Origin of the sequence: Halobacillus trueperi (assembly GCF_003386945.1) — a bacterium.
Lineage (GTDB): Bacteria > Bacillota > Bacilli > Bacillales > Halobacillaceae > Halobacillus > Halobacillus aidingensis.
This window is the reverse complement of sequence record NZ_QUAE01000005.1, coordinates 110,932-134,423: the sequence shown is the minus strand read 5'-3', so window position 1 is coordinate 134,423 and position 23,492 is coordinate 110,932. Positions and strand designations below refer to the sequence as shown.

The following is a 23,492-nucleotide window of genomic DNA, read 5'->3' as shown; positions in this document are numbered from 1 at the left end:
TTTAAACCTCCTATTCGTCAATTAATCCTTCATCGACCAGATACTCTCTTGCCACTTCTTCAGGAGCACGGTCTTCAAAATCAACCTGGTAATTCATTTCCCTCATTTTATCGCCAGTAATCTTTCCTCCCAATTGATTCAGGACATCCTCAAGTTCTGGATATTGGTCCAAGGTTTCCTGTCTCATCAATGGAGCGCCCTGGTATGGCGGAAATAGATTTTCCGGATCCTCTAATACTTTTAAGTTGAGGTCAACCATATAACTAGCAGTAGCGTAAGCGTCGATGATGTCAACTTCACCACCTTCGATAGCTCCCTGCCTCAAGCCAGGGTCCATCGTACGGACTTCCCCTAGGTTCAAGTTATATACTTCTTTCATACCCTGATACCCGTCTTTACGATCATTAAATTCCAGTGTAAAACCAGCGGTAATTTGATCTTCAACCGGCTTCAGATCCCCGATCGTTTCAAGATCGTATTGCTCTGCAAGCTCCTGGGTAGTCGCGACAGCGTAAGTATTGTTGAACTCCATTGGTTGTAAAAAGGCCATATCATAGGTTTCTGCCATGCCTTCTTTCGCCTGTCCATATACTTCTTGTGGTTCATTGCTGTTTGCTTCCTCTTCTAGGAGAGATACGATGGCTGTTCCTGTAAATTCAGGATAAATATCGATACTTCCTTCCTGCAAGGCACTGAAAACCAAATCTGTTTTTCCTAAGTTCGGTTCAAGACCTACACTCAAGTCTGTTTCTTCTTCTATTAAAAGCTTATACATGTTAATGAGAATGGCGGGCTCTGATCCAAGCTTAGCTCCCAATGTTAAGTCATTCTTCACTTTTCCACCGAACGCTAATGGACCAACAGCAATCAATGCTGCAATCACTAATAAACTGACGAGTGAACGGAAGCCGGATTTGGCTGAAGTTCGTTCAAATAGACGAAGAATAAGATCCAAAATAATAGCTAGTAACGCAGCCGGAATAGCTCCCAGCAAGATAAGATTGGCATCTCCCCCTCTATCCAAACCAAGTAGGATTAAATCCCCGAGGCCTCCTGCACCAATAAGGGCAGCAATGGTAGTTGTCCCTACGATCAATACCATGGATGTGCGTATTCCAGCCATAATGACAGGCATGGCGATCGGTAGTTCAATCTTAGAAAGACGTCTGAATGATTTCATGCCCATCCCCGTCGCCGCTTCCTTTAAAGCTGGGTCAACTTCCCTGATTCCTGTGTACGTGTTTCTAAGGATAGGAAGGAGCCCGTAAGCAGCAAGGGCAATGATGGCTGGTGTTTGTCCAATACCGAAAAATGGAATGAGGAAAGCCAGCACAGCAAGGCTTGGAATCGTCTGCAAAACGGCCGTCATGCCGATAATCGGTTCCGCAACTCTCTGCTTTCTCGTCAGCCATAAGCCGAGGGGTACGGAAATTAAAGTAGCAATCACTAATGCAATAATGGATATTTGTAGGTGTTCCCATATTTTCTCTAATAGAATGCCCTGTCGTTGGTTAAAAACTTCTAGAAACTCGCTCATTTATTCTCTACCTCCTCTTCCTTTTTACGTGACTGCTCTTTAAGGTAGAGGACAATATCCCTATAGGATAAGGTTCCGATCAGTTGATCACCTTTGACGACTGGTAGTATGGAAGAGTGGTCTTCTTCAAAGATTCGAACAGCGTCTCTCAGAATCATATCATTGGATAACGGGGGCGCCTGCACCTGATTCCCATCCTCGATCATTCCTCGATACGTTCCGTCGTGACTTTTAAGGGCAAAAGGCCCATCCAGGACAACATGACCTTCTTTGAATTCTTTTTCGGATAAGACACGCTTCTCGGCATGACTCATAATGACATCAACAGCTGTCTGCCATGGAGTTTTTCTTCCTCCGATGAAATCTTCAACAAACTCATTGGATGGATTCAGTATGAGGTTTTGTGGAGTATCCAACTGGACGATTTCTCCTGCTTTCATGAGACAGACACGATCGCCAAGCGCGAGAGCTTCGTCCATATCATGAGTGACAAAGACGATCGTCTTCTTAATTTCCTTCTGCAATTGACGGATGTCGGTTTGCAACTGATCTCTGCTGATGGGATCGAGTGCACTGAATGGTTCATCCATCAAAATAATATCCGGGTCTGCAGCTAAAGCCCGGATAACCCCTACTCTTTGCTGTTGGCCGCCGGAAAGTTCACTCGGCTTTCTTTTCCGGTGTTTTTCTGGATCCAGTCCCACCATATTCATCAATTCATCAATACGTTTTGAGAGGTCTTTTTTCTTCCACTTTTTCATTTCCGGAACGACCGAAATGTTTTCTTCTACTGTCATATGTGGAAAGAGAGCAATTTCCTGCAGCACATAGCCGATATTCCACCGTAGTTCGTGAATGTTGTATTCTCTAATATCTTTGTTATGTATGGTTATGGTTCCTTCCGTCGGATGAATCAGACGGTTAATCATTTTCATCGTTGTTGTTTTCCCGCAGCCGCTTGGACCGATAAGCGCAAGCAATTCTCCTTCTTGCACTTCCAAGTTGATGTTTCTCAACGCTGTCGTTCCATCCGGGTAAGTCTTCGTTACATCAGTGAACGTGATCATCGTTTTCCCCCTAAACAAAAAATAAAAGACCTATTTCTATAACCACATTTCCATAAGTTGAAACATTTTGCAATTCTCCTGCATTCTAATCATGCCCGAATCTCTAAAACGTCATCCGGCTGGTTCTCTTCCCCTCTCCCGTAAAACAACTTGATACCTGGTACTAAATTGATATAATAGAGAAGCTGTCTTATGAAATAAGAGTTCTTTATCTATCTAGCCCATGATAAAATAGTAGAAAGCGCAGAAGGAGTTGAACTTATTGGAATATGTACTCTATATCCTCATCGCCTATCTCCTTGGGTCCATCCCTTCAGGGTTAATTGTAGGTAAAATCGGTTACGGTACGGATATACGCGAACACGGAAGCGGAAACCTTGGAGGCACCAACACATTCCGGGTTTTAGGGATCAAAGCAGGTTTAATTGTTACGATCGCTGATATTTTGAAAGGGACTGCAGCCGCCGCTCTCCCTTACTTTATGGGAGCTGAGGTCATTCCTCTTGTGATTGGGATTTTTGCGGTAGTTGGTCACATGTATCCTGTATTTGCGGGCTTTAAAGGTGGAAAAGCAGTTGCTACATCCGGAGGCGTGATCCTTGGTGTCAACCCAATCATATTTGCCGTGCTCTTATTATCCTTTTTCATTGTCCTCTATTTAAGTAAATACGTCTCCTTATCTTCGATGATAAGCGGGATCGTTGGGATTGTCGCGACTTTGGTCGTGAAGGATTACGGCTTGACCATCATCATATCCTTGTTTACCATCTTTGTAATCTACCGCCACCGCGCAAACATCAAGAGGATCATCAATAAAACAGAGCCAAAAATCACATGGATGTAAAAACGATTCAAGTTTAAAAAGGGTAACGATTGCGGAGATAGTCTATCCCATAAAAGGATAGGCTTTCTTTTATGGTGTATTCTATAAATGCACACTCATCAAGCAATCCATTGTATATTCAGAAATACATATTGTATACTTTGACATAGAAAGAAGGCCTGAAAGGAGTCTTTGTTATGAATAAGACTGAATTGAACCAGAACAAACAATTGCCATCAAAAAAAGAACGCCATAAATTATTCGGCTCAGTGGAGCCGGGTCCTCGGACAAAGCCTATGGAAAAAGACCAGATGGCTGACCTTCAAAACTCGAAAAAAGACTTTTTATTTGATATCGATATGGTTGGGATTTCCAGTGTCAAACACCCCATTCGTATTCCAAGCACAATGACGCCTGAAATTCAAACAACGATTGGAACCTTTTCATTCGGATCCTCGATTGCTCAAGGAAGTAAAGGCACAAACATGAGCCGCTTCACGGAGCAGCTTGATAAATACCACAATGAAGGATTTGCCGTTGACATTGCAACACTGAAACAATTCACCGAAGAGCTAGCCGGCCGTCTAAAGCAAACGGATGCGGAAGTGGAAGTGACATTTCCATGGTTCTTTGAACGAAAAGGCCCATACTCGGGTCTTGCAGGGATGAACCATGCGGATGCCACGATCCGCGTGGAATATGACAAGGAAACGGGACATGATGTCACCGTTACTCTTACTGGAAAAATTACAACGCTCTGCCCTTGTTCCAAGGAAATCAGTGAATATAGTGCGCACAACCAACGCGGAAACGTGACCATGAGTGTGAAATTGACAGATGACTTCAAAGAGCAGGAAATCGATTGGAAAGCGGCGCTTTTAGAAGCAGCAGAAAGCAATGCAAGTGCCCGCATCCACCCAGTATTGAAGCGTCCCGATGAAAAGATGGTAACAGAACAAGCCTATGAAAACCCTCGATTTGTCGAGGATATCGTACGACTTGTCGCTGCCGATCTTTATGAGTATTCATTTGTAGAAGCGTTCACAGTCAAGTGCCGCAACGAGGAGTCCATTCACCTGCATGATGCGGTGGCGACCCTCAGTTATGATAAGAAACAGGAAGCTGAGTAAGTGACCCGATGAAGCAAATCATGATTGCCTTGATTCAATTTTACCGCAAGGGCATCAGTCCTTTTTTTCCACCATCATGCAGGTTTCAGCCGACGTGTTCAGAATACGGCCTGGAGGCTTTTCGACGTTTCGGTTTTTTCAAAGGCAGCTATTTGACTGTCAAAAGAATTCTCAAGTGCCACCCTTTCCATCCGGGAGGATTCGACCCTGTACCCATGAAGCAACCGAATCATAACTCTGATCCGTCTTCTCGTAAAAAATAGGTTTATGAAACGACGACAGAGGAAAGAGACAAACACGGAACCCCATTACAGGAGTTGATCTAATGAACTTAACAGTAACAGAAGAAGCAGCCAAATGGTATGAAGAGGAACTGGATATCGATGGAAACGTCGATCTAAGATTTTACGTCCGTTATGGCGGCGTCGGTGGCCTTCAGCCTGGTTTTTCCCTCGCCATCAAACTTGAGGACCCAGAAGAACCGATTGCAGAAACAACGACAGGTCCAATCCATTTCTACATTGAAGCGGATGATGAGTGGTACTTCGATGATCATTCATTGGAAGTTACCTTAGACGAAAAATGGAATGAGCCATCCTTTGAATATAAAAAATAAGACGCCACTATGGCGTCTTATTTTTGTGCAATTGGAAGCGATGTATGTGCTCCCAGTATCCTTCTTCTTCCAATATGTGCAACTGCCGTTCTCCAAATAAATCAAAATGAGGAAACCGAGGATCTTTATGAATCCATTCCGGTTCTAAACCGTATTGTTTTCCCCATGCCTTCAATTTGTTAAGATCACAGCAACCGACTTTTGTGACTGTATCGCAACCAGGGAAACGATCATCCAGCCAAAAATGAGTCAAAAAAGCAATCTCTCCTCGCTTTACTTTCGCTTTCCAATCCATGAGTTCTGTTTTTTTTACACCGAAAGCCATTAGGATTGCGTCTCCATGGCAGCCAAATAAGCTTCGTGCCATTCAGGAAAACTCCGCCTGATCGATACTGGTTTGAAGTTATCTTTTTTGACGATGACGTGTTTCGTTACACCCGTGACCGCTATATCCCCGTTTTTAAACGCCACTTCGTAGCCGTAGGAAACACGAAGACCATCATAATTTTCCACCCATGTCCGTACATGGACAGGGTCTCCGTATTTCACAGGTTTTTTAAAACTCATTTGAGCATCAATGACAGGAGAAACGACGCCCTGTTTTTCGATTTCAGAATACATAAATCCAAGGTCTTCAATGAAGGATGTTCGTCCAATCTCAAACCAGACTAAATAGTTGGCATGGTAAACGACACCCATCATATCTGTTTCCTGATACCTTACTTGAATCGGTGTTTCGACCACTTTCATTAGGAAGACTCCCTTCGCACCATATGCCATGCTTTTTCTAAATCGACGAGTTCAAGTTCATTCATATCTTCCGCTTCATTCTCCATGATTCGAATTGCTTGAAATTGAATCGCTTCGTTCACAAGATTATTGATGAAGCGTCCGTTCCCCCTGACTTTGTGATCCGTGTATTTTTCTAAGAGGAATGACTCGGCCCACTCATTGAAATGGTACCCGTATTGTTGTGCCTGATAGTGGGTCATAGCAATCAGCTCTTCCTCTGTATAATCCGGGAAGTGGAAATATTTTTTGAACCTTGAAGAAAGACCCGGATTGCTTTCCACCAACTGCTCCATTTCGCGTTGATAACCAGCAAGGACAACGACGAGGTTTTCATTGTGTTTCGTCATTTCGTCGACGAGGGTTTCAATAGCTTCTTTGCCAAAATCATCCCTGCCTCCGTTGTATAGCGAATAGGCTTCATCAATGAACAAGACACCGCCGAGAGCTTCCCGGATCTTCCGTTTTGTTTTGATGGCTGTCTGTCCTACATAGCCGGCGACAAGATCGCTTCTGGAGACGACCACGGTATGGCCCCTCTTTAACAACCCGCATTCTTTCAGGACATCTGCATAGATTTCTGCGACCGTTGTTTTTCCGGTCCCTGGATTTCCTGAGAATACAGAATGCAATTGGATAGGGACGACAGGATACCCTTTTTCTTTTCTCTTTTGTTGGGCTTGAACGAAGGATGACAGTTTTTTCACTTCTTCTTTGACATTAGACAATCCAATCAGTTCATCCAATCGTTGCATAGGAGAACGTTCGTCTTCATTCGTTTCCCTGTCCCATGCAAGGTCCTCCGCAGATATCCTCATATGATCCAGCCAATGATGTTTATCCTGTTCTGCTTCCTTCGCTCCTTTTTGGAATACAGTTTTTAATACTAAGTTTTTGACCGTGCGTGCATTACCGAAGGAGTCATCCACACGCTCTCGATCAATGAGTGAGGTGAATTCGTTTAATGCATGTGTTGTGAAAAAGAAATCATTGTCAGTTGCCGTCTGCTCAGCAATCGTCAACAGTTCATCCATGTGATAATCAGGAAGTTCGATATGATTTTGTTCAGGGAAACGACTCCGGAGGCCTGGATTTGACCATAAAAACTGGCGCATTTCTTCAGGATAACCAGCAAGAATGACAGCGAACTTGCCTCCGTATTCTTTGCTCGTCATCGCAGAAACAAGGGTGTCAATGACCGCTTGTCCATAATCATTTCCTGTTTGACCTTCCCTTTTCAGGCTGTAGGCTTCGTCAATGAACAAAACACCACCGATGGCCTGTTTGACGTAGTTCATCGTATTCTCTTCACTTTGCCCGACATAAGACCCGACAAGGTGGGATCGATTCACTTCCACGACTTCTTTCGTATCTAAAATTCCAAGCTCATGATAAATGTTAGCGAGCAGCCGGGCAATCGTCGTTTTTCCGGTCCCGGGGTTTCCAGTAATAATCATATGTAATCCAGGCTCATCGACCATGGAAAAACCATAGTTCTTTCTTTGCTGCTGGTATCTTAAGAAGTGATAATAACGCCGAATATACGTTTTCACATCATGCAGTCCTACCATTTGATCGAACGCTTCCAATGGATTTTGAAACGATTGATTTGTCAGAAAGTTTGGCAATCGTTTGTAAATCTCATCCTGATTATCGGAAAGACGCCTAGTACGCTCGTTGATTTCTTTCACAGGAACACGGATCCGTCTATTTTCAATAGAATTGATGGCTTCTTCCAACATCTCTTCCAAATCAGACAATTCTTCATAAACATCTCGATACAAGGTCAACCGGCTGGAAGCATCGATGATTGTTTTTTGGGCTAGATCTTCGTCCCACTGCTCCTTCAAATCACAAACATCAGAGTATATAGCTTTCGCTTTTTTTGCTTTTGCAGAATCATGATCGGTTTCATGAAGAATCCACTGATCAAGTGGCGTTTTTTTCAATAATGTATAGGCCTGCATCAACTGTTGAGACTCATACAATTCCGCCACTAAAGGATGCGAGGGATTGAGAACCCGTGCCTCATCGATGAATTGCTCCGCAAGAGGATCATCTCCCGGGTGTCTCTTAATCCGGTGGTAGGCAAGCGTGACATAAAGCAAAGCTTTTGCTTCTTTCTCCTGCTCCCACCCCGTTTGGTCCATATATCGTAAAGCCTCCACTTCGGAAATAGGAGGCTGTTGTTCTAAACTGTCCCACTGTTTCAGTTGTTCTAACATCTTCATCACTTCCTTTTCTATCGCCGATATCCATTTTATCATAGTCGAGATTTCATGTAGATGAAGATGCCTTAAGAATACAATCTATAGACAAAAAACCGCTCCTCTTGAGAGAAGCGGTTGATCAGAACGTTAATATTGTTGATGACGAGCTTCGTCCTTAATTTCGTCACGCATAGCTTCTAACGATTGATTTCTTCGTTTGTTTTTCTTTTCGATATTTCTCTTTTCTTCTTCTGATGCAAACCGCATTGCATCATGGGATTCTTCGATGTTTTCAATCGTGTTCGTCACTTTTTCTTGGAGACGATCGACGTTATCTGCGCGATTGTCAGGATTTGGTTTTTGATTCGCCATATGCTGTTGTTTATGGGACATGTTCGTTCCCCTCCTGTAAATTTCAATGGACCCTTGATGAGTCATCCCTTACTTTTCCCAGGAAGGAGACGAATTATGAAAAGAAAAAGGAAGGAGCATGCTCCTTCCCTTATGATTTACTCTATGTAAAAAACAAACCCCACTTAAGATGGGATCTGCTTCATACGCTCATTGTGACGCTTCTCAATCCGTTCATCGATTTGATCCAACAGCTTTTGATCAGCTTTGATGGAGCGGATATTTTCTTTCACACGTTCTTCAAAAGATATGCTTTTGTGTTTTCTCATGGATATCTCTCCTTTTATAGGTAGGATTTCCATGATTTGATAAAAATATTCCTATTCCAGTGCATCTTTCTTCTTTTCCATCATTTCATAGGTCATCGGGCCAACAATTCTTGGTTCTTGAATGACGCCATCTGTACCGATGAAATAAGTGGTAGGGATGGATAGAATCTGGTATGTCTTATTAATCTCGAGCTCCTTGTCCAGTAGTATAGGAAATGTATACCCTCCGTCTTTGACAAAACGGTCAACATCTTCCCTTTTTTTCTCTGTTCCGGTACCGTTAACAGACAACATGACCACTTCATCCCCATATCTTTCATGGAACTTCTGCATTTCAGGCATTTCTTCGCGGCAAGGTGGACACCAAGTGGCCCAATAATTAAGAAAAACTTTTTTTCCTCGAAAATCAGAAAGCTTAACCGTCTCTCCGTTCAACGTCTCTAAGGTGAAATCCGGAGCCTGCTCCCCTACTTGTAATCCATCGGGTGCATTAGGTGCAACCATCCCTGTTTCCTGACTTGCCGAAGAATTTTGTTGTTCCACCTCATCTTTTTCAGAAAAGGTTGTAAAAATAATGAGACCTAAAAGGATAACTAGGAAAGCTGTTGCCAACCATTGTTTCATGATGATAGCCTCCGTCCATGATCCAAAACGTTTCTTTTTATGTATAAGAATAAAGAAAACCATTTATGCTTGTAAAGCTTTAATGGGAAATGTAAGAAAAATGTTGTAGATGTTTTGTTTTTTTAATATATTTCGGAGTTGCTACTAAGTTTAAAGGAAGACCTATGGTTTCCATATGAATTTGTACTTTCTTCCTTCATCAGTAATCGGAGCACATTTGCGGTTATCAAACGCCTGGTTTTGAGAAGAATAAAAAGATCGCCCTTTTAAAAGGGCGATCCTCAGAAGGAAATTTAGTTCAATTTGTTACGTAGAACCATTTGTAGAATACCACCGTGGCGGTAGTAATCGACTTCCACTTCACTGTCAAAGCGGGCGATCACTTCAAATTCTTTCTTATTGCCTTCTTCATCTGTAGCAGTCACTTTGACAAGGTCACGTGGTTTAACATCTTCACCGACTTCAACGTCGAATGTCTCACGACCTGTCAAACCAAGAGATTCAATGCTGTCTTCCGGCTTAAACTGCAATGGAAGAACACCCATCATGACAAGGTTTGAACGGTGGATACGCTCAAAGCTTTCGGCGATGACCGTCTTAATTCCAAGAAGATCTGTCCCCTTGGCAGCCCAGTCACGGGAGCTTCCCATACCGTAATCATTACCGGCAATGACCATCAATGGCGTCTGGTCTTCCTGGTACTTCATAGCCGCTGTATAGATCGGCATCACTTCTTCAGTCGGCCAGTACGTAGTGAAACCACCTTCAGTACCTGGAGCTAACTGGTTACGGATACGGATATTTGCAAACGTACCACGCATCATAACTTCATGGTTACCACGACGGGAGCCGTAGGAGTTGAAGTTTCGAGGACTTACACCATTGTCTTGCAAGTACTCCCCTGCAGGCATATCTTTTGGAATCGCACCTGCTGGTGAAATGTGGTCTGTTGTTACGGAATCACCGAATTTACCGATGACACGCATACCTTCTAGTGGCTTAACCGCTTCAGGGTCACTGGAAAGCCCTTCGAAAAACGGAGGATTCTGAATGTATGTGGATTTGTCGTTCCAATCATACAATGGTTCATCCGTTGTTTCGATTTCGTTCCATTTCTCATTCGAGTTGAATACATTTTCATACTCTTTACGGAAAATTTCAGGTGTAACAACACGGGAAATTTCTGATTTGATCTCTTCTTGAGAAGGCCAAATATCATTGAAATAAACGTTGTTTCCTTCAGTGTCTTTTCCGATCGGCTCATTTTTAAGGTCAATATCCACAGTACCTGCAAGTGCATAAGCAACCACAAGTGGCGGTGAAGCCAGGTAGTTGGCTTTTACTAGAGGGTGGATACGTCCTTCGAAGTTACGGTTACCAGACAAGACAGAAGAAGCTGTCAAGTCACTGTCAGCAATCGCTTTCTCGATTTCCGGCAGTAACGGTCCGGAGTTACCAATACATGTTGTACATCCATATCCAACAAGGTTGAATCCTAGGTCATTCAAATAGGTCATCAGGCCTGAATCTTCAAGGTAGCGAGTAACAACCTTGGATCCTGGTGCCAATGATGTTTTCACGTAATCAGGAACCTGCAGCCCTTTTTCAATCGCTTTTTTAGCGACAAGGCCCGCCCCTAGCATAACGTGAGGGTTGGATGTGTTCGTACAAGAAGTAATGGCAGCAATTGCAAGAGCCCCTGTCTTCATGACGGACTTGTCTCCATTATTGAACTTCACTTCAACTTCTTTGTCGAACTCAGATTTATCCAAGCCAAAACCATGGTTTCCTGCTGGACCTGTAATCGCCTTTTCAAATGATTCTTTCATTTGAGAAAGAGGAATCAAATCCTGAGGACGTTTTGGTCCAGACAAGTTCGGCTCCAACTCACCGAGATCGATTTCAACCAGTGACGTGAATTCCGGGTCCTCAAAGGACGGATCATACCAAAGGCTGTTCTTCTTGCAGTATTCTTCTACAAGCTTGATTTGCTCTTCAGTGCGTCCTGTAAGGCGAAGGTACTCAAGAGACTCCCCATCAACCGGGAAGAAACCACATGTTGCACCATATTCAGGAGCCATGTTGGAGATCGTCGCACGATCAGCCAATGGCATTTCCTGCAATCCTGGTCCGAAGAACTCAACAAACTTACCGACTACATTTTGTTCTCGAAGTTTTTGAGTGACTTTCAGGGCTAAGTCTGTTGCTGTTGTTCCTTGTGGGAAGCTTCCATTCAGCTTCACTCCAATAACTTCTGGAGCTGGGAAGTAGGAAGGTTGACCGAGCATGCCGGCTTCTGCTTCTATACCACCAACACCCCAGCCCAGGACACCAAGACCATTGATCATCGTTGTATGTGAGTCCGTTCCGACAAGTGTATCAGGATAAGTATCATAAGAGCCGTTCTCGTTTTCTTTCGCGTGAACGACGTTTGCGATGTATTCAAGGTTTACTTGGTGAACGATACCTGTTGCAGGTGGAACAGCACGATAGTTATCGAACGCTTTTTGAGCCCAGTGTAGGAACTCATAACGTTCTTCGTTTCGTTCAAATTCAAGCTCCATGTTCACATTCAGTGCATCTGGTGTTCCATACTTGTCCACTTGAACAGAGTGGTCAATAACAAGATCAACAGGAACTTCCGGGTTGATTTTGTCAGGGCTTCCCCCCATATCCACCATCGCTTTTCTAAGAGATGCCAGATCGACCACGGCAGGTACACCGGTGAAGTCTTGTAAAATAACACGGGAAGGCTTAAATGGAACATCTTCCCCTTTGGATTTCTCCGTTCCCCAGTTTGCTAGACTCTCGACGTGATCATCGCTGATGACGCGTCCGTCATGTTGACGTAATAGAGATTCTAGTAGGATACGGATGGAGAAAGGTAGACGGGAAATCTTACCATGTCCCGCATCTTCTAAGGCTTTCAAATCGTAATAGTTGTACGTTTGGCCATTGAGTTCAAATTGTTTGCGAGCATTAAAAGCATTGCTAGCCATATTCCTTTTACCCCCTCATCAATATTCAATAGTGAACCTTTTTTAAGGTTTCACCATTCCCCAAATTCTTACATTTGTTCCCTTTGTATAAAACAAGTTCACAAATCTGCAATCCTTATTGTAAATGAAAACGATTTATAAGTAAAATGAATGACCACAAATTTTTCTGAATTCGATAAATTTTATACAATTATCTACAAAAACGCATGCTTGTATTTAAAGGATCAACCTTTTATAATGAAATTAGAGAAGTCTAAGACAATGAAACAGGTGATAGTATGTCAGGTGGATTTGCCCTATTTATCGTTGGGTGGATTGTCATCATGATTGGTCTGATGAGCATTGGCGGTTTTTTTATGTTCCGCAAATTCCTGAAGCGTCTTCCAAAAGAGGACGGAAAATCAATCATTGATTGGGAAGAATATTACGTGGACAAGACAAAACACATGTGGTCCGCGGAGCAAAAAGACTTATTAGAAGAGTTGATCTCTCCTGTTCCTGAGCTTTTCCGGGATGTAGCAAGACAGAAGATTGCTGGACGCATCGGGGAAATTGCCCTGCAGAAAAAGAAAAAGAAAATCACGCAGGAGATTTTAATCGAGGGCTACATACGTGCGACCCCGAAGCGGGACCATAAATTTCTCGTTAAAAAGTTAGAGGAGAAAAAAATAGACATGAGCCCTTACGACCCATTGATCGAACGTTAAAAAGGACCCGGCTTACGCCAGGTCCTTTTTTAGTTCCAACTTTTTCTCTAAGTGTAAGTATTGTTTCAACATGACGATACGCCAGGTCATAATCATCCCGAAGGCAAGCAGAAAGAACATTCCACTCGTCTCTCCAAAGGAAACATGCTGCCCTATAATGAGCTTAAAAACGACTCTCAATATCAGGAGACTAAAAAGGATGAAAACAAAGGCCCTTGATGGCTTTAAGTAAATATCTCCATCCCTCACCTCAAATTTGGAAGTACGAATGAGGAAAATAGAAAAAATAACACCAATGAGCATAGCCTCAAATACTTGATTCCATTCGACTCTGAACACCGGAAATACAAACATGAGGGCTCCTGTGCTCATCATGAAAGGGGGCAGAATGATTTTTTTTACACTTGCCGGTTTTTTTGCCGCCCGCAATCGGACGAAAATCATCGCTGTAGCCATACCAGCAGCCACAATGGTACTTGCAATTAACCAAAACATAACGATTCACTCTTTCTACACTGTCCTTAATATCAGTTCAACACAAGATCGATGGCATTCAGGACATGAGCTTCATCAAAGGGTTTTACAACGAAGTTTTTTGCTCCACGTTTACTAGCTCGTAATACCTTTTGTAACCAAATCTGGTTGAAGTGAAGCATATTTTTCCACCGCTTCCCCTGCAATTAAAACTTTAGTCATGTCAGCCTGCCGCTTTTATTCCCTATCGTAGGCAATGGTCAAAATGATCGTCATTGTTACCCCTACAACAGCTAGATAAACACCTAGGTCGAACAAAAGAGCTGTAGCAAGTTCGGTCTTGCCTAAAATCGGCAGTTGAAAATAAGCGAACGTTTGGGTGAGGAAAGGCGCGTCAAAAACCATTCCACCAATCCCGGTTGCTGCCGCTACCATCAATCCAACAGGAATTAGAAAACGGAAATTAATAGGCAGAATCTTTTCCATCGCCTTACTTCCATAGGCCATATACATGAGGATAATTGCTGCAGCAGTCATTAAACCACCGATAAATCCTCCACCTGGAGCATTATGGCCAGCAAAAAATAAATAAACGGAAAACCCTAGTAAGATAAAGGCTATAAGTGTGGTTGTTGTTCTTAATATAATATCGTTGGTCTGGGTCATAAAAAAGCTCCTTTAATTTTTCTCTAGTATCATCTTAATATAAATCCTCTCTAAAATCCACGGCTTAGAACCCCTGAAAATCAAAGAGTCCTGCAAGATAGGAAGTAAGCATGGTCATCCAGTCAAAATAAAGAGCAATTCCGACGAGGATCATAATATACCCGCCTATCTTAACAATTCCCGTACTATGGTTTTTAATCCAACTCAATTTGCCAATAAAGAACGACAAGGCTAAGAAAGGAATGGAAAAACCAAGGGAATAAGACAGCATCATGACTAAGAAAAGTTCCGGAGAATCAGCCGCTAACGAAAGGACGGACGCTAGTATAGGACCTGTACAAGGCGTCCAACCGAGTGAAAATGTAAGTCCGATAAGAAACGTGCCTATGTAACCAGAGGGTCTATTCTTGAAAGTTATCTTCCGGTCTTTCATCAAAAAATCAAAGTTGAATACGCCAATAATAACAAATCCGAAGAAAATAATCAGAATGGATCCTAAACGCCGGATCACGGATTCATATTGTATGAAAAACTGTGCAAAAAACGACCCTGAAAATCCTAAGATCAAAAAGATCGTCGTAAATCCTAATAAGAATAAAACCGTATGGATCAAACTTGCTCTTTTCAACATCCCATTGTCTTCTTTTAATTCATGCACACTCATCCCAGTAATATAGGAGAGAAATGCAGGATACAGAGGAAAAACACAAGGGGATATAAATGATAAAAACCCTGCTCCGAAAGCAAGGAAAAGATTCACATCCATTCAATCATCACACCTTCATTCATAGTCGCCCCCTATTGTATCAAAGCTTCAGGCCTAACACGATGTTTATCTTGTGAACATCTAAAGAAGTTCCCATAGAGAAAGCCTTCTTTCATTCACGAAAGAAGGCTTAGTGTCATTATTTCATTTGATTGTTCATTGAACGCATCATCTGATTGATTTTCTTCTGAGAAGGCTTTTGGCCCATCTGCATCATCAGTGTGCGTAACATTTGTTCGTTAATTGGCGGGTTCTTTTTCAAATAGTTCATCATATACTTTCTTGCGATGAAGAAGCCTAGAGCTGCACCACCGACAAGAGTCAATAAAGCAATGATGATGACCCAAACGATCCCCAATGTCATGACTTCGTCTTCCTCCTTCGTGTTGTCTCCCATAACAGTATAGTAAAACGTTCTCTAGAATACAATAGTCGTTTCAATATGACCGTAATCCAGACGCTACTAAACGAATCAACCGTTCATTAGATAAGCAAAAGCACCCCACATGGAAAAAGGATCTCATCTTCTAGGAACGACGATGACCGTACCAGAGACAACAATCATTCTTATGCCTATTATATCACATAGAGCAGGGAAATCGAAAATGGTTGTCCCTACTATTTACCGCGAATTTTCAAGAGCAGATTGAAATTCACGGCATAAAAAGAAGCTGCCTTAGGAACAGGCAGCTTCTCCCTTGTTTATTTCATCAAGTTTTCCGCATGCTTCACTACGTTTTCTACAGTGAAACCATAGTTCTCAATCACAGTATTCCCTGGAGCAGAAGCACCGAACTTGTCGATTCCGATGACGGAGCCATCCAAACCTACATAACGGTCCCAACCGAACGATGCGCCCATTTCAACTGCCAGACGTTTGCGGACAGAAGAAGGAAGGACTTGTTCTTTGTATTCTTTAGGCTGAGCTTCAAAGCGATCGAAGGAAGGTACACTGACAACACGGACGTCGTAACCATTCTTCTTCAATTCCGCTTGAGCTTCAACAATCAATTGTACTTCAGAACCTGAAGCAAGTAGGATCGCATCCGGCTCTTCTTTATCGGAATCGCTAAGGATGTACGCCCCTTTCTTCATTCCTTCGTATGCAAGTTCCTCTGTACCTTGAAGGGTCGGTAACCCTTGGCGAGTTAGGACAAGTGCTGTTGGAGTCGATTCAGACTCTAAAGCAAGTCTCCATGCCGCATTGGTTTCGTTCCCATCCGCAGGACGAAGAACGGAAAGGTTAGGCATCGCACGAAGAGAAGCCAATTGTTCCACAGGTTCGTGCGTCGGACCGTCTTCTCCAACGGCAACAGAGTCATGAGTGAAGACGTAGTTCACAGGTAGGTTTTGCAGGGCGGATAAACGGACCGCTGGACGCAGGTAGTCACTGAAAACAAAGAATGTACCAGCATATACGTTAAGTCCACCATGAAGTCCCATTCCGTTTAAGGCAGCCGCCATGGCAAATTCACGAACTCCGAACCAGATGTTTCGACCTGCGTAGTTGTTACGTGAAAAGTCTTCTTCATCTTTGACGGCCGTTTTATTTGAACCTGCAAGGTCGGCACTACCACCAAAGAAGTTAGGGATAACTTTTGAAAGAGCGTTGATTGCATCTCCAGAAGCTGCGCGTGTCGCAGGACTGTCTTCGCCCACCTGATAAGTTGGAAGACTTTGATCCCAGCCTTCAGGAAGCTCTCCGCGAATCGCACGCTCAAACTCTTCCGCAAGCTCTGGATGTGCTTCTTTGTAATGAGCCATTAGGTTGTTCCAAGATTCTTCTTTATCCTGACCATTTTGCTGAACCTTTTCTTTAAAGTCCTGATAGACCTCTTCAGGTACGTGGAATGGCTCGTGATCCCACTTGTAGAACTGTTTAGCTGCCGTTCCTTCCTCTTCTCCTAAAGGAGCACCGTGGGAGGCAGACTTACCAGATTTATTAGGAGATCCATACCCAATAACCGTTTTCACTTCGATCATTGTTGGTTGATCTGTATTCGCTTTTGCTTTCTCAAGTGCCTGAGCAATATCCTCTGTGTTCGTACCATCCTCTACGCGGATCACCTGCCATCCATAGGCTTCATAGCGCTTTTCAACACTCTCGCTGAAGGAACGATCAAGGTCGCCATCAAGAGAAATATCATTGGAATCATAAAGAACGATCAATTTACCTAGACCAAGGTGACCGGCAAGAGAAGCAGATTCCTGGGATACCCCTTCCATCAAGTCCCCGTCACCACAAATGGAATAAGTGTAATGGTCAACGACATTATAACCTTCACGGTTATATTTCGCTGCAAGGTGAGCTTCAGCCATTGCCATTCCGGTCGCCATTGCAATACCTTGTCCAAGGGGACCTGTAGTTGCTTCTACACCGTCTGTGTGACCAAACTCTGGGTGACCAGGGGTTTTGGAATCCCATTGACGGAAGGACTTAAGGTCGTCCATCGTCACGTTATAACCGGATAAGTGGAGCAAGCTGTAAAGAAGCATAGATCCGTGTCCAGCAGATAGGACGAAACGGTCGCGGTCGAACCAGTTCGAGTTTTTCGGATTATGATCCATGAACTGAGTCCATAGCGTATATGCCATCGGTGCTGCACCCATCGGCATCCCCGGGTGTCCGGAGTTTGCTTTTTCTACTGCATCGATTGTTAAAGTTCTAATCGTATTGATTGATGTTTGTTCAAGGCTGTTTGCCATGTTCAACATTCCCCTTTCGTTTCAGGTATATGTACCATGTATTATCCTATAATGAAATTCATTTTGAAACAAGCGTTGTGCGAAATCTTTGCACAACCTCCTACCTAATTTCCCCCTTATTAAGGGTTTTAAACAAAAAAATCCGCATTCGAAAATTATCGAACACGGAGATTTAAAAATTAGTTCTTTTTTTCGTTTTCCTGCATTTGACGAAGCTTCTTAGGTGTCACGTCATCCCCATTCGGGTCGATGACGGTAACTCCTTTCAGCTGATTCTTGAAAGATTGACGAGCATTTTTCAAGTATTCCTGACGCAGCTTCTGCTGTTCCGCTTTTTCTTCCTTCGAAAGCTCTTCCTGCTTTGATTTATTCGCTAGTTCATTTATACGATTAATTTTTTCTTTAGATAACATAGATCCTTCTCCTTTACTCATAGTCTGGATCGTAAAAACATGAAAAAGACAAGAAATCCACAGATCCTTGTCCTTAAACTATATATTACCGTGATTCTTCTTCTTTTTCAAGCGATAGGTATTCCTTGTATCTGCGATGAACCGTAGCCTTCGATACATCATATCCAAGGCCTCTTAGTGTCGCAGCGATATCTTTAAACGTCAGCTCATTTTTCCTTAACCGGACAACTTCTTCAATAGGAAATTTGATTCTCTCACGACCTGGCGCCTGGTCCCGATTGGATAAATTGATTGATGGGTCATAGCCGCCCTCAACGGCTTTTCTCATTCCCCGGCGTATTTTCATATTATGTATTTTCCTCTGGTATTCCTCTACGATCCCCACAATCTGTAAAACCATAGAATCCGACTCTGATAACTGCAACTCTCCCTGATTTGATAAAGAATACACCTTAATATTCAACCGATTCAATTGATGAAACAATGCGATTTTCGTATTCCCACGTCCCAATCGAGTCTCATCCTGAATTAACAGAGCTTCCGCACGCCCGGAAGAAAAACATTCCAGCATACGGAAGATCCCGTCCCGCTCAATATCGTAACCACTCGCTTGTTCTTCAATACATTCCACAACTTCAAATTCGTGACTGTCTGCCATTGAAGTCAACTCGGTTCTTTGGCGGTTTAATGATGTCACTTGAGCTTCTTTTTCCGTACTTACCCTGCAGTATAAAATCACCTTCAATTGAATGTTCCTCTCTCTTTCTCTATTAAACAGCTGTGACCATAGAATAATAGAGAATGATAAAACTAACAATAAAAAGAATAATGTAGGTGTAATCCAGCTTCGATAATTTGTTAAACATACATAACCCCTCCGTTTTCATAGAACGAACGTTCTTAAGAACCTGTGTTCGTGTTTGTTACTTTTATTATATACGAACACAGGTTCTTGTCAATGGTTTTTTCGAACGCGTGTTTGTATTTTTGAATCATAAGTGGTACAATGTGGTTACTATAATCCTATGTACGAGGTGCTAATCTATGAGTAAACTTTCAAAACGGCAGCAGGAAATACTAGATTTTATTAAAGAGCAGGTTTTAATGAAAGGATATCCACCATCCGTAAGAGAGATCGGTCAATCCGTTGGTCTCGCTTCAAGTTCAACAGTACATGGTCACTTATCCAGATTAGAGAAAAAAGGCTACATTAGACGCGATCCGACGAAACCTCGTGCCATTGAAGTCATTGAATTGGAAGAAGATCACAGTATTCCGAGAAGTGAAGCCTCCTATGCTCCAGTAATCGGTAAAGTCACGGCTGGTTCACCGATTACAGCTGTAGAGAATATCGAAGAATATGTCCCGCTTCCAGATACACTCGCAGGATCTGATGACAACACGTTCGTCCTGATCGTCCAGGGGGAAAGTATGATTGAGGCAGGAATTCTAGACGGCGACATGGTCATCGTCAGACAACAGCAAACCGCTCAGAACGGCGACATCGTCGTGGCGATGACAGAAGATGAAGAAGCCACTGTCAAACGATTCTTCAAGGAAAGAAATCACGTTCGTTTACAGCCTGAAAACGCAACAATGGAACCGATCCTATTACAGGACGTATCCATTTTAGGGAAAGTCGTCGGTCTATACAGAACCGTACATTAATTGAAAGAGGCGAGTTTTGTTAAACTCGCCTCTTTCTTTATTTTTGTCATGCTCCATAACTTTTCCGGATGGAGGTTAAAGGAAATACAGACAATATATTATTTTTTCTGAACGTTCTCACTTGTTTTCGTTCATAGCAGTAAGCAATTACATATTCATCCTGAATGTCGACCACTCTAATCACCCGTTGAGACAAATCGCCTTTATGGTTGATATAGATCCATTCCAACTTCATCTTTTCGAGTTTTGAACGTTGGAATAATGCTTCCATTGGTGACACCTCCATAATAGGGAACGTTTGTTCTTACTAATATTATATGTAACACATCCACTAAAGTATACGACCAAAATCTTGAAATTTTCTTCACCCTATTCAAACTGTTTCGTGAGGCATAGAAAAACCCTTGAAGCTATTAGCTTCAAGGGTTTTAAGGTTTAATACGTCTGTAAATATTGTTCGCGTTCCCACGGATGAACCTGTGTGCGGAACATATCCCATTCAATTTCTTTCGCTTCAATGAAATGTTCAAATAGGTGTTCGCCGAGAGCTTCTACCATGATTGGATCTTGATGCAGCTCTTCCAATGCATCATACAAAGTAGCAGGTAGGTCTTTGACTCCGTGTGCTTCACGCTCTTTCTTATCCATAACGTAAATGTTCCGATCGACTGGAGCAGGTGCTTCCAGTTTATTTTCCACACCATCAAGTCCAGCAGCAAGAAGGACTGCCATCGCCATGTATGGGTTCGCTGATGGATCAACACTCCGAACTTCGATTCTTGTGCTCAAACCACGGGATGTTGGAACACGTACGAGCGGACTACGGTTCTGACCGGACCATGCTACATAACATGGAGCCTCATACCCTGGTACAAGACGCTTGTAAGAATTGACAGTAGGGTTTGTCACGGCTGTGAAGTTCGTTGCATGCTTGATGATGCCTGCTGTAAACTGGTAAGCCACTTCTGACAGTTGTTCCTTCCCTTTCTCATCAAAGAAAGCATTACCCTTTTCGTTGAAAAGAGACATGTTCGCGTGCATACCAGATCCGTTCACGCCAAACAACGGCTTAGGCATGAACGTTGCATGCAAGCCATGTTGACGTGCTATGGTTTTGACGACAAGTTTGAATGTTTGAATATCATCACAGTGCTTGACGGCATCCGCATATTTAAAGTCGATTTCGTGCTGACCTGGAGCGACTTCATGGTGAGAGGCTTCAATTTCAAAGCCCATTTCCTCAAGCTCAAGGACGATGTCACGACGGCAGTTTTCACCAAGATCGGTCGGTGCCAAGTCGAAATAGCCGCCTTTATCATTCAATTCCATCGTCGGTTCGCCTTTTTCATCTAATTTGAATAGGAAAAATTCAGGTTCTGTACCAATGTTGAAAGCAGAAAATCCGAGTTTCTCCATTTTTTTGATGTTACGCTTTAAGTTATAGCGTGGGCATCCTTCAAAAGGAGTTTGGTCTGGGTTGTAGATGTCACAGATGAATCGTGCGACCTTCCCTTTTTCTGAAGTCCAAGGGAAAACGACGAAGGTATCCAGGTCTGGAACCAAATACATGTCCGACTCCTCGATACGAACGAATCCTTCAATGGAGGACCCGTCAAACATCATCATGCCATCAATAGCTTTATCCAACTGGCTTAGTGGAATTTCCACGTTTTTGATCGTACCAAGCATATCCGTGAACTGAAGACGGATAAACTTGACGTTTTCCTCATCGATTTTTTTGTAGATTTCTTCTTTTGTTAAACCCATTGAATTTCTCCTCTCAACACAAAATTAATGGAAGAACCTTGACATTTCTCCCTGTCTGATTGCTAATTTACCTTGTCTTCCCGCTGTGAATAGTTCTCGTTGCAGCATACGACGTAGTTCTTTTTCGGTAAGTTCATTATGAACTTCCTTCACTTGATCCTCGTCATATACTTCATTATCTGGCTGATCGTTCAGCTTCAGAACTTTCTTGATTCCGGCCATGTTCACACCTTGATCGATCAAGTCTTTGATTTCAAGCAGCCGATCGACATCATTAAATGAGAACATGCGACGGTTCCCTTCTGAACGGGCCGGCTGAACCAGCTCGTGCTGTTCGTAGTACCGGATCTGCCGTGCAGTAAGGTCTGTCAATGATTGAACAATCCCCATCGGGAATAACGGCATAGAACGACGAATTTCATCACTCATCGATGTGCCACCTCCCCATAAGAATGATACTTTAATTATACGTCACGCAAGGGATATGTCAACATATGTGAGGAATGTTCACACAATTTGGCGCTATTTTTTGAAAGGGTTATCATTCCCTCCGCTTCAAAGTTTAACCATACCCTCTTCGATCAACTGCTCTACCGCTTGTACGACAGCGATCTTTACATGCGCGTAGGTCAATCCACCTTGAACGAATGCCGTATATGGGGGACGAATGGGACCATCGGCCGTCAATTCAAGACTCGCGCCTTGAATGAAAGTACCAGCAGCCATAATCACTTCATCCTCGTATCCAGGCATGGCGCTCGGTTCTGGTTTGAAATGAGAATTCACAGGAGATGCCTGCTGAATGGATTGACAGAACCTGATCATTTGTTCAGCCGTATTGAAATTTACGGATTGAATCAAATCCGTCCGCTTCACATCATAAGCAGGAGATGTGTCGAAGCCCCATTCACTTAAATATTTAGAAGTGAAAATGGCTCCTTTCAAAGCTTCTCCTACAACATGTGGTGCGAGGAAAATCCCTTGATACATCTCTTGCAGGCTGTTCAAACTCGGCCCTGTTTCTTTCCCTAACCCAGGAGCCGTCAGTCGATAGCTGCATTTTTCAATCAGGTGTTCATGTCCCGCAATATAACCCCCGACTCTGGCAATCCCGCCTCCCGGATTTTTTATTAATGAACCAGCAATCATGTCAGCACCTACTTCAAGCGGTTCTTTCATTTCTACGAATTCACCATAACAATTGTCAACAAAGATTATCACATCGTCTTTTATCTCACGGACGAACTGAATGATGGATTGTAACTCGTCAATAGTAAACGAAGGGCGATCCTCGTATCCTTTGGACCTTTGGATGGCTACGACCTTCGTTTTTTCATGTATAGCTGCTCGGATTCTATCATGGGAAAAAGCCCCACTCCCTTCTAAAGGAACGGTTTGATAGCTGATACCAAAATCACTTAAAGAACCTGTATCCTTATTGTCTTCAGAACCAATGACATCTCTTAGGGTGTCATAAGGATCTCCAGATATGTATAGCAGTTCATCCCCCGGGCGCATGACACCGAATAAGGCGGTCGTGATCGCATGCGTTCCGGAGATGAGCTGAGGTCTGACAAGGGCATCTTCCGCTTTGAATATTTCTGCATACAAAGCCTCTAGTGTGTCTCGCCCAAAGTCATCATAGCCATAACCTGTCGTCGGATTAAAGTGAGAATCGCTGACCCTCAGTTTATGGAATGCCTTTAATACCTTTTCTTGATTGTACTCGACAATCTCATCAACCATCTCGTGTTGGTTCTTGATCTCTTTTTCTACATGGTGTTTCAATTCTTGAATGTTCATGATGAGTCCTCTTCCTATCTTGCAGAATTTCGTTGATTCAACGTTTT

The 23,492-nt window shown here is 43.0% G+C and carries 26 protein-coding genes; 6 read left to right on the top strand and 20 right to left on the bottom strand.

Annotated elements, in window-relative coordinates:
* Positions 1-10: 10 nt before the first annotated feature.
* Together DYE48_RS08590 and DYE48_RS08585 are read right to left on the bottom strand one after the other, a co-directional pair.
* Complete coding sequence (locus DYE48_RS08590; protein ID WP_115823257.1) at positions 11-1,537, bottom strand: ABC transporter permease/substrate-binding protein; 1,527 nt, start codon at positions 1,535-1,537, stop codon at positions 11-13.
* On the bottom strand, positions 1,534-2,604 hold the full coding sequence (locus DYE48_RS08585) for an ABC transporter ATP-binding protein (RefSeq protein WP_115823256.1): 1,071 nt from the start codon (positions 2,602-2,604) through the stop codon (positions 1,534-1,536). The genes DYE48_RS08590 and DYE48_RS08585 overlap by 4 nt, the downstream gene beginning before the upstream one ends.
* A 262-nt stretch (positions 2,605-2,866) precedes the next feature.
* On the opposite strand from DYE48_RS08585, the gene plsY reads away from it, so the two are divergent.
* From plsY to DYE48_RS08565, 4 genes are all read left to right on the top strand, one after another.
* Entirely contained in the window at positions 2,867-3,448 is a 582-nt protein-coding gene (gene plsY / locus DYE48_RS08580; RefSeq protein WP_089652473.1) for a glycerol-3-phosphate 1-O-acyltransferase PlsY, read from the top strand.
* A 176-nt stretch (positions 3,449-3,624) separates the two neighbouring features.
* Positions 3,625-4,557 carry a GTP cyclohydrolase FolE2 gene (gene folE2, locus DYE48_RS08575; RefSeq protein WP_115823255.1) on the top strand — a complete coding sequence of 311 codons (933 nt, stop codon included), beginning with the start codon at positions 3,625-3,627 and terminating at the stop codon, positions 4,555-4,557.
* Between the two features lie 8 nt (positions 4,558-4,565).
* Complete coding sequence (gene yidD, locus DYE48_RS08570) at positions 4,566-4,820, top strand: membrane protein insertion efficiency factor YidD (protein ID WP_115823254.1); 255 nt, start codon at positions 4,566-4,568, stop codon at positions 4,818-4,820.
* 62 nt (positions 4,821-4,882) lie between these two features.
* Positions 4,883-5,173, top strand: a complete 291-nt coding sequence (locus DYE48_RS08565; protein WP_089652470.1) for a HesB/YadR/YfhF family protein — start codon at positions 4,883-4,885, stop codon at positions 5,171-5,173.
* Positions 5,174-5,180: 7 nt separating this feature from the next.
* Here DYE48_RS08565 and DYE48_RS08560 read toward each other — a convergent pair whose 3' ends face one another.
* From DYE48_RS08560 to acnA, 7 genes are all read right to left on the bottom strand, one after another.
* Positions 5,181-5,498 (bottom strand): hypothetical protein, encoded by a 318-nt coding sequence (locus tag DYE48_RS08560; protein WP_115823253.1) that lies wholly within the window; start codon positions 5,496-5,498, stop codon positions 5,181-5,183.
* The gene (locus tag DYE48_RS08555; protein WP_089652468.1) at positions 5,498-5,923 is read right to left on the bottom strand and encodes an acyl-CoA thioesterase; all 426 of its coding nucleotides are present in this window, start codon (positions 5,921-5,923) and stop codon (positions 5,498-5,500) included. Before DYE48_RS08555 ends, DYE48_RS08560 begins: the two co-directional genes overlap by 1 nt.
* On the bottom strand, positions 5,923-8,187 hold the full coding sequence (locus DYE48_RS08550; RefSeq protein WP_115823252.1) for an AAA family ATPase: 2,265 nt from the start codon (positions 8,185-8,187) through the stop codon (positions 5,923-5,925). The genes DYE48_RS08555 and DYE48_RS08550 overlap by 1 nt, the downstream gene beginning before the upstream one ends.
* A 132-nt stretch (positions 8,188-8,319) precedes the next feature.
* Positions 8,320-8,565, bottom strand: coding sequence for a small acid-soluble spore protein Tlp (gene tlp / locus DYE48_RS08545; protein WP_374189734.1), 246 nt, complete (start codon positions 8,563-8,565; stop codon positions 8,320-8,322).
* Between the two features lie 143 nt (positions 8,566-8,708).
* The gene (locus DYE48_RS08540) at positions 8,709-8,852 is read right to left on the bottom strand and encodes an FbpB family small basic protein (RefSeq protein WP_160912244.1); all 144 of its coding nucleotides are present in this window, start codon (positions 8,850-8,852) and stop codon (positions 8,709-8,711) included.
* 51 nt (positions 8,853-8,903) lie between these two features.
* Entirely contained in the window at positions 8,904-9,476 is a 573-nt protein-coding gene (locus DYE48_RS08535; protein WP_115823250.1) for a TlpA family protein disulfide reductase, read from the bottom strand.
* A 293-nt stretch (positions 9,477-9,769) separates the two neighbouring features.
* On the bottom strand, positions 9,770-12,475 hold the full coding sequence (acnA, locus tag DYE48_RS08530) for an aconitate hydratase AcnA (protein ID WP_115823249.1): 2,706 nt from the start codon (positions 12,473-12,475) through the stop codon (positions 9,770-9,772).
* Between the two features lie 278 nt (positions 12,476-12,753).
* Here acnA and DYE48_RS08525 point away from each other — a divergent pair, with 278 nt between their 5' ends.
* A complete protein-coding gene (locus DYE48_RS08525; RefSeq protein WP_089654989.1) occupies positions 12,754-13,182 on the top strand; it encodes a DUF2621 family protein in 429 nt (142 codons plus the stop codon).
* Positions 13,183-13,194: 12 nt separating this feature from the next.
* On the opposite strand, the gene DYE48_RS08520 is transcribed toward DYE48_RS08525, so the two are convergent.
* The 7 genes from DYE48_RS08520 to DYE48_RS08490 all read right to left on the bottom strand — a co-directional run bounded on the left by DYE48_RS08520 (position 13,195) and on the right by DYE48_RS08490 (position 18,952).
* Positions 13,195-13,677, bottom strand: a complete 483-nt coding sequence (locus DYE48_RS08520; protein WP_115823248.1) for a CcdC family protein — start codon at positions 13,675-13,677, stop codon at positions 13,195-13,197.
* A gap of 216 nt (positions 13,678-13,893) precedes the next feature.
* Entirely contained in the window at positions 13,894-14,322 is a 429-nt protein-coding gene (locus DYE48_RS08515) for a Na(+)/H(+) antiporter subunit B (RefSeq protein ID WP_089654991.1), read from the bottom strand.
* A gap of 64 nt (positions 14,323-14,386) precedes the next feature.
* Entirely contained in the window at positions 14,387-15,088 is a 702-nt protein-coding gene (locus DYE48_RS08510) for a cytochrome c biogenesis CcdA family protein (protein WP_115823247.1), read from the bottom strand.
* A gap of 139 nt (positions 15,089-15,227) precedes the next feature.
* The gene (locus tag DYE48_RS08505) at positions 15,228-15,452 is read right to left on the bottom strand and encodes a YneF family protein (protein WP_035505139.1); all 225 of its coding nucleotides are present in this window, start codon (positions 15,450-15,452) and stop codon (positions 15,228-15,230) included.
* A 338-nt stretch (positions 15,453-15,790) separates the two neighbouring features.
* Positions 15,791-17,794 (bottom strand): transketolase, encoded by a 2,004-nt coding sequence (tkt, locus tag DYE48_RS08500; protein WP_115823246.1) that lies wholly within the window; start codon positions 17,792-17,794, stop codon positions 15,791-15,793.
* A 179-nt stretch (positions 17,795-17,973) separates the two neighbouring features.
* On the bottom strand, positions 17,974-18,207 hold the full coding sequence (locus DYE48_RS08495) for a DUF896 domain-containing protein (RefSeq protein ID WP_089654994.1): 234 nt from the start codon (positions 18,205-18,207) through the stop codon (positions 17,974-17,976).
* A gap of 85 nt (positions 18,208-18,292) precedes the next feature.
* The gene (locus tag DYE48_RS08490) at positions 18,293-18,952 is read right to left on the bottom strand and encodes a YneB family resolvase-like protein (RefSeq protein ID WP_115823245.1); all 660 of its coding nucleotides are present in this window, start codon (positions 18,950-18,952) and stop codon (positions 18,293-18,295) included.
* A 299-nt stretch (positions 18,953-19,251) separates the two neighbouring features.
* Here DYE48_RS08490 and lexA point away from each other — a divergent pair, with 299 nt between their 5' ends.
* Positions 19,252-19,875, top strand: coding sequence for a transcriptional repressor LexA (gene lexA, locus DYE48_RS08485; RefSeq protein WP_089654996.1), 624 nt, complete (start codon positions 19,252-19,254; stop codon positions 19,873-19,875).
* 46 nt (positions 19,876-19,921) lie between these two features.
* On the opposite strand, the gene DYE48_RS08480 is transcribed toward lexA, so the two are convergent.
* The 4 genes from DYE48_RS08480 to DYE48_RS08465 all read right to left on the bottom strand — a co-directional run bounded on the left by DYE48_RS08480 (position 19,922) and on the right by DYE48_RS08465 (position 23,445).
* A complete protein-coding gene (locus DYE48_RS08480; RefSeq protein WP_115823244.1) occupies positions 19,922-20,146 on the bottom strand; it encodes a hypothetical protein in 225 nt (74 codons plus the stop codon).
* Between the two features lie 164 nt (positions 20,147-20,310).
* On the bottom strand, positions 20,311-21,642 hold the full coding sequence (gene glnA, locus DYE48_RS08475) for a type I glutamate--ammonia ligase (RefSeq protein WP_089652331.1): 1,332 nt from the start codon (positions 21,640-21,642) through the stop codon (positions 20,311-20,313).
* 24 nt (positions 21,643-21,666) lie between these two features.
* Complete coding sequence (locus DYE48_RS08470; protein ID WP_089652332.1) at positions 21,667-22,071, bottom strand: MerR family transcriptional regulator; 405 nt, start codon at positions 22,069-22,071, stop codon at positions 21,667-21,669.
* Positions 22,072-22,197: 126 nt separating this feature from the next.
* Complete coding sequence (locus DYE48_RS08465; protein WP_115823243.1) at positions 22,198-23,445, bottom strand: methionine gamma-lyase family protein; 1,248 nt, start codon at positions 23,443-23,445, stop codon at positions 22,198-22,200.
* Positions 23,446-23,492: the final 47 nt, after the last annotated feature.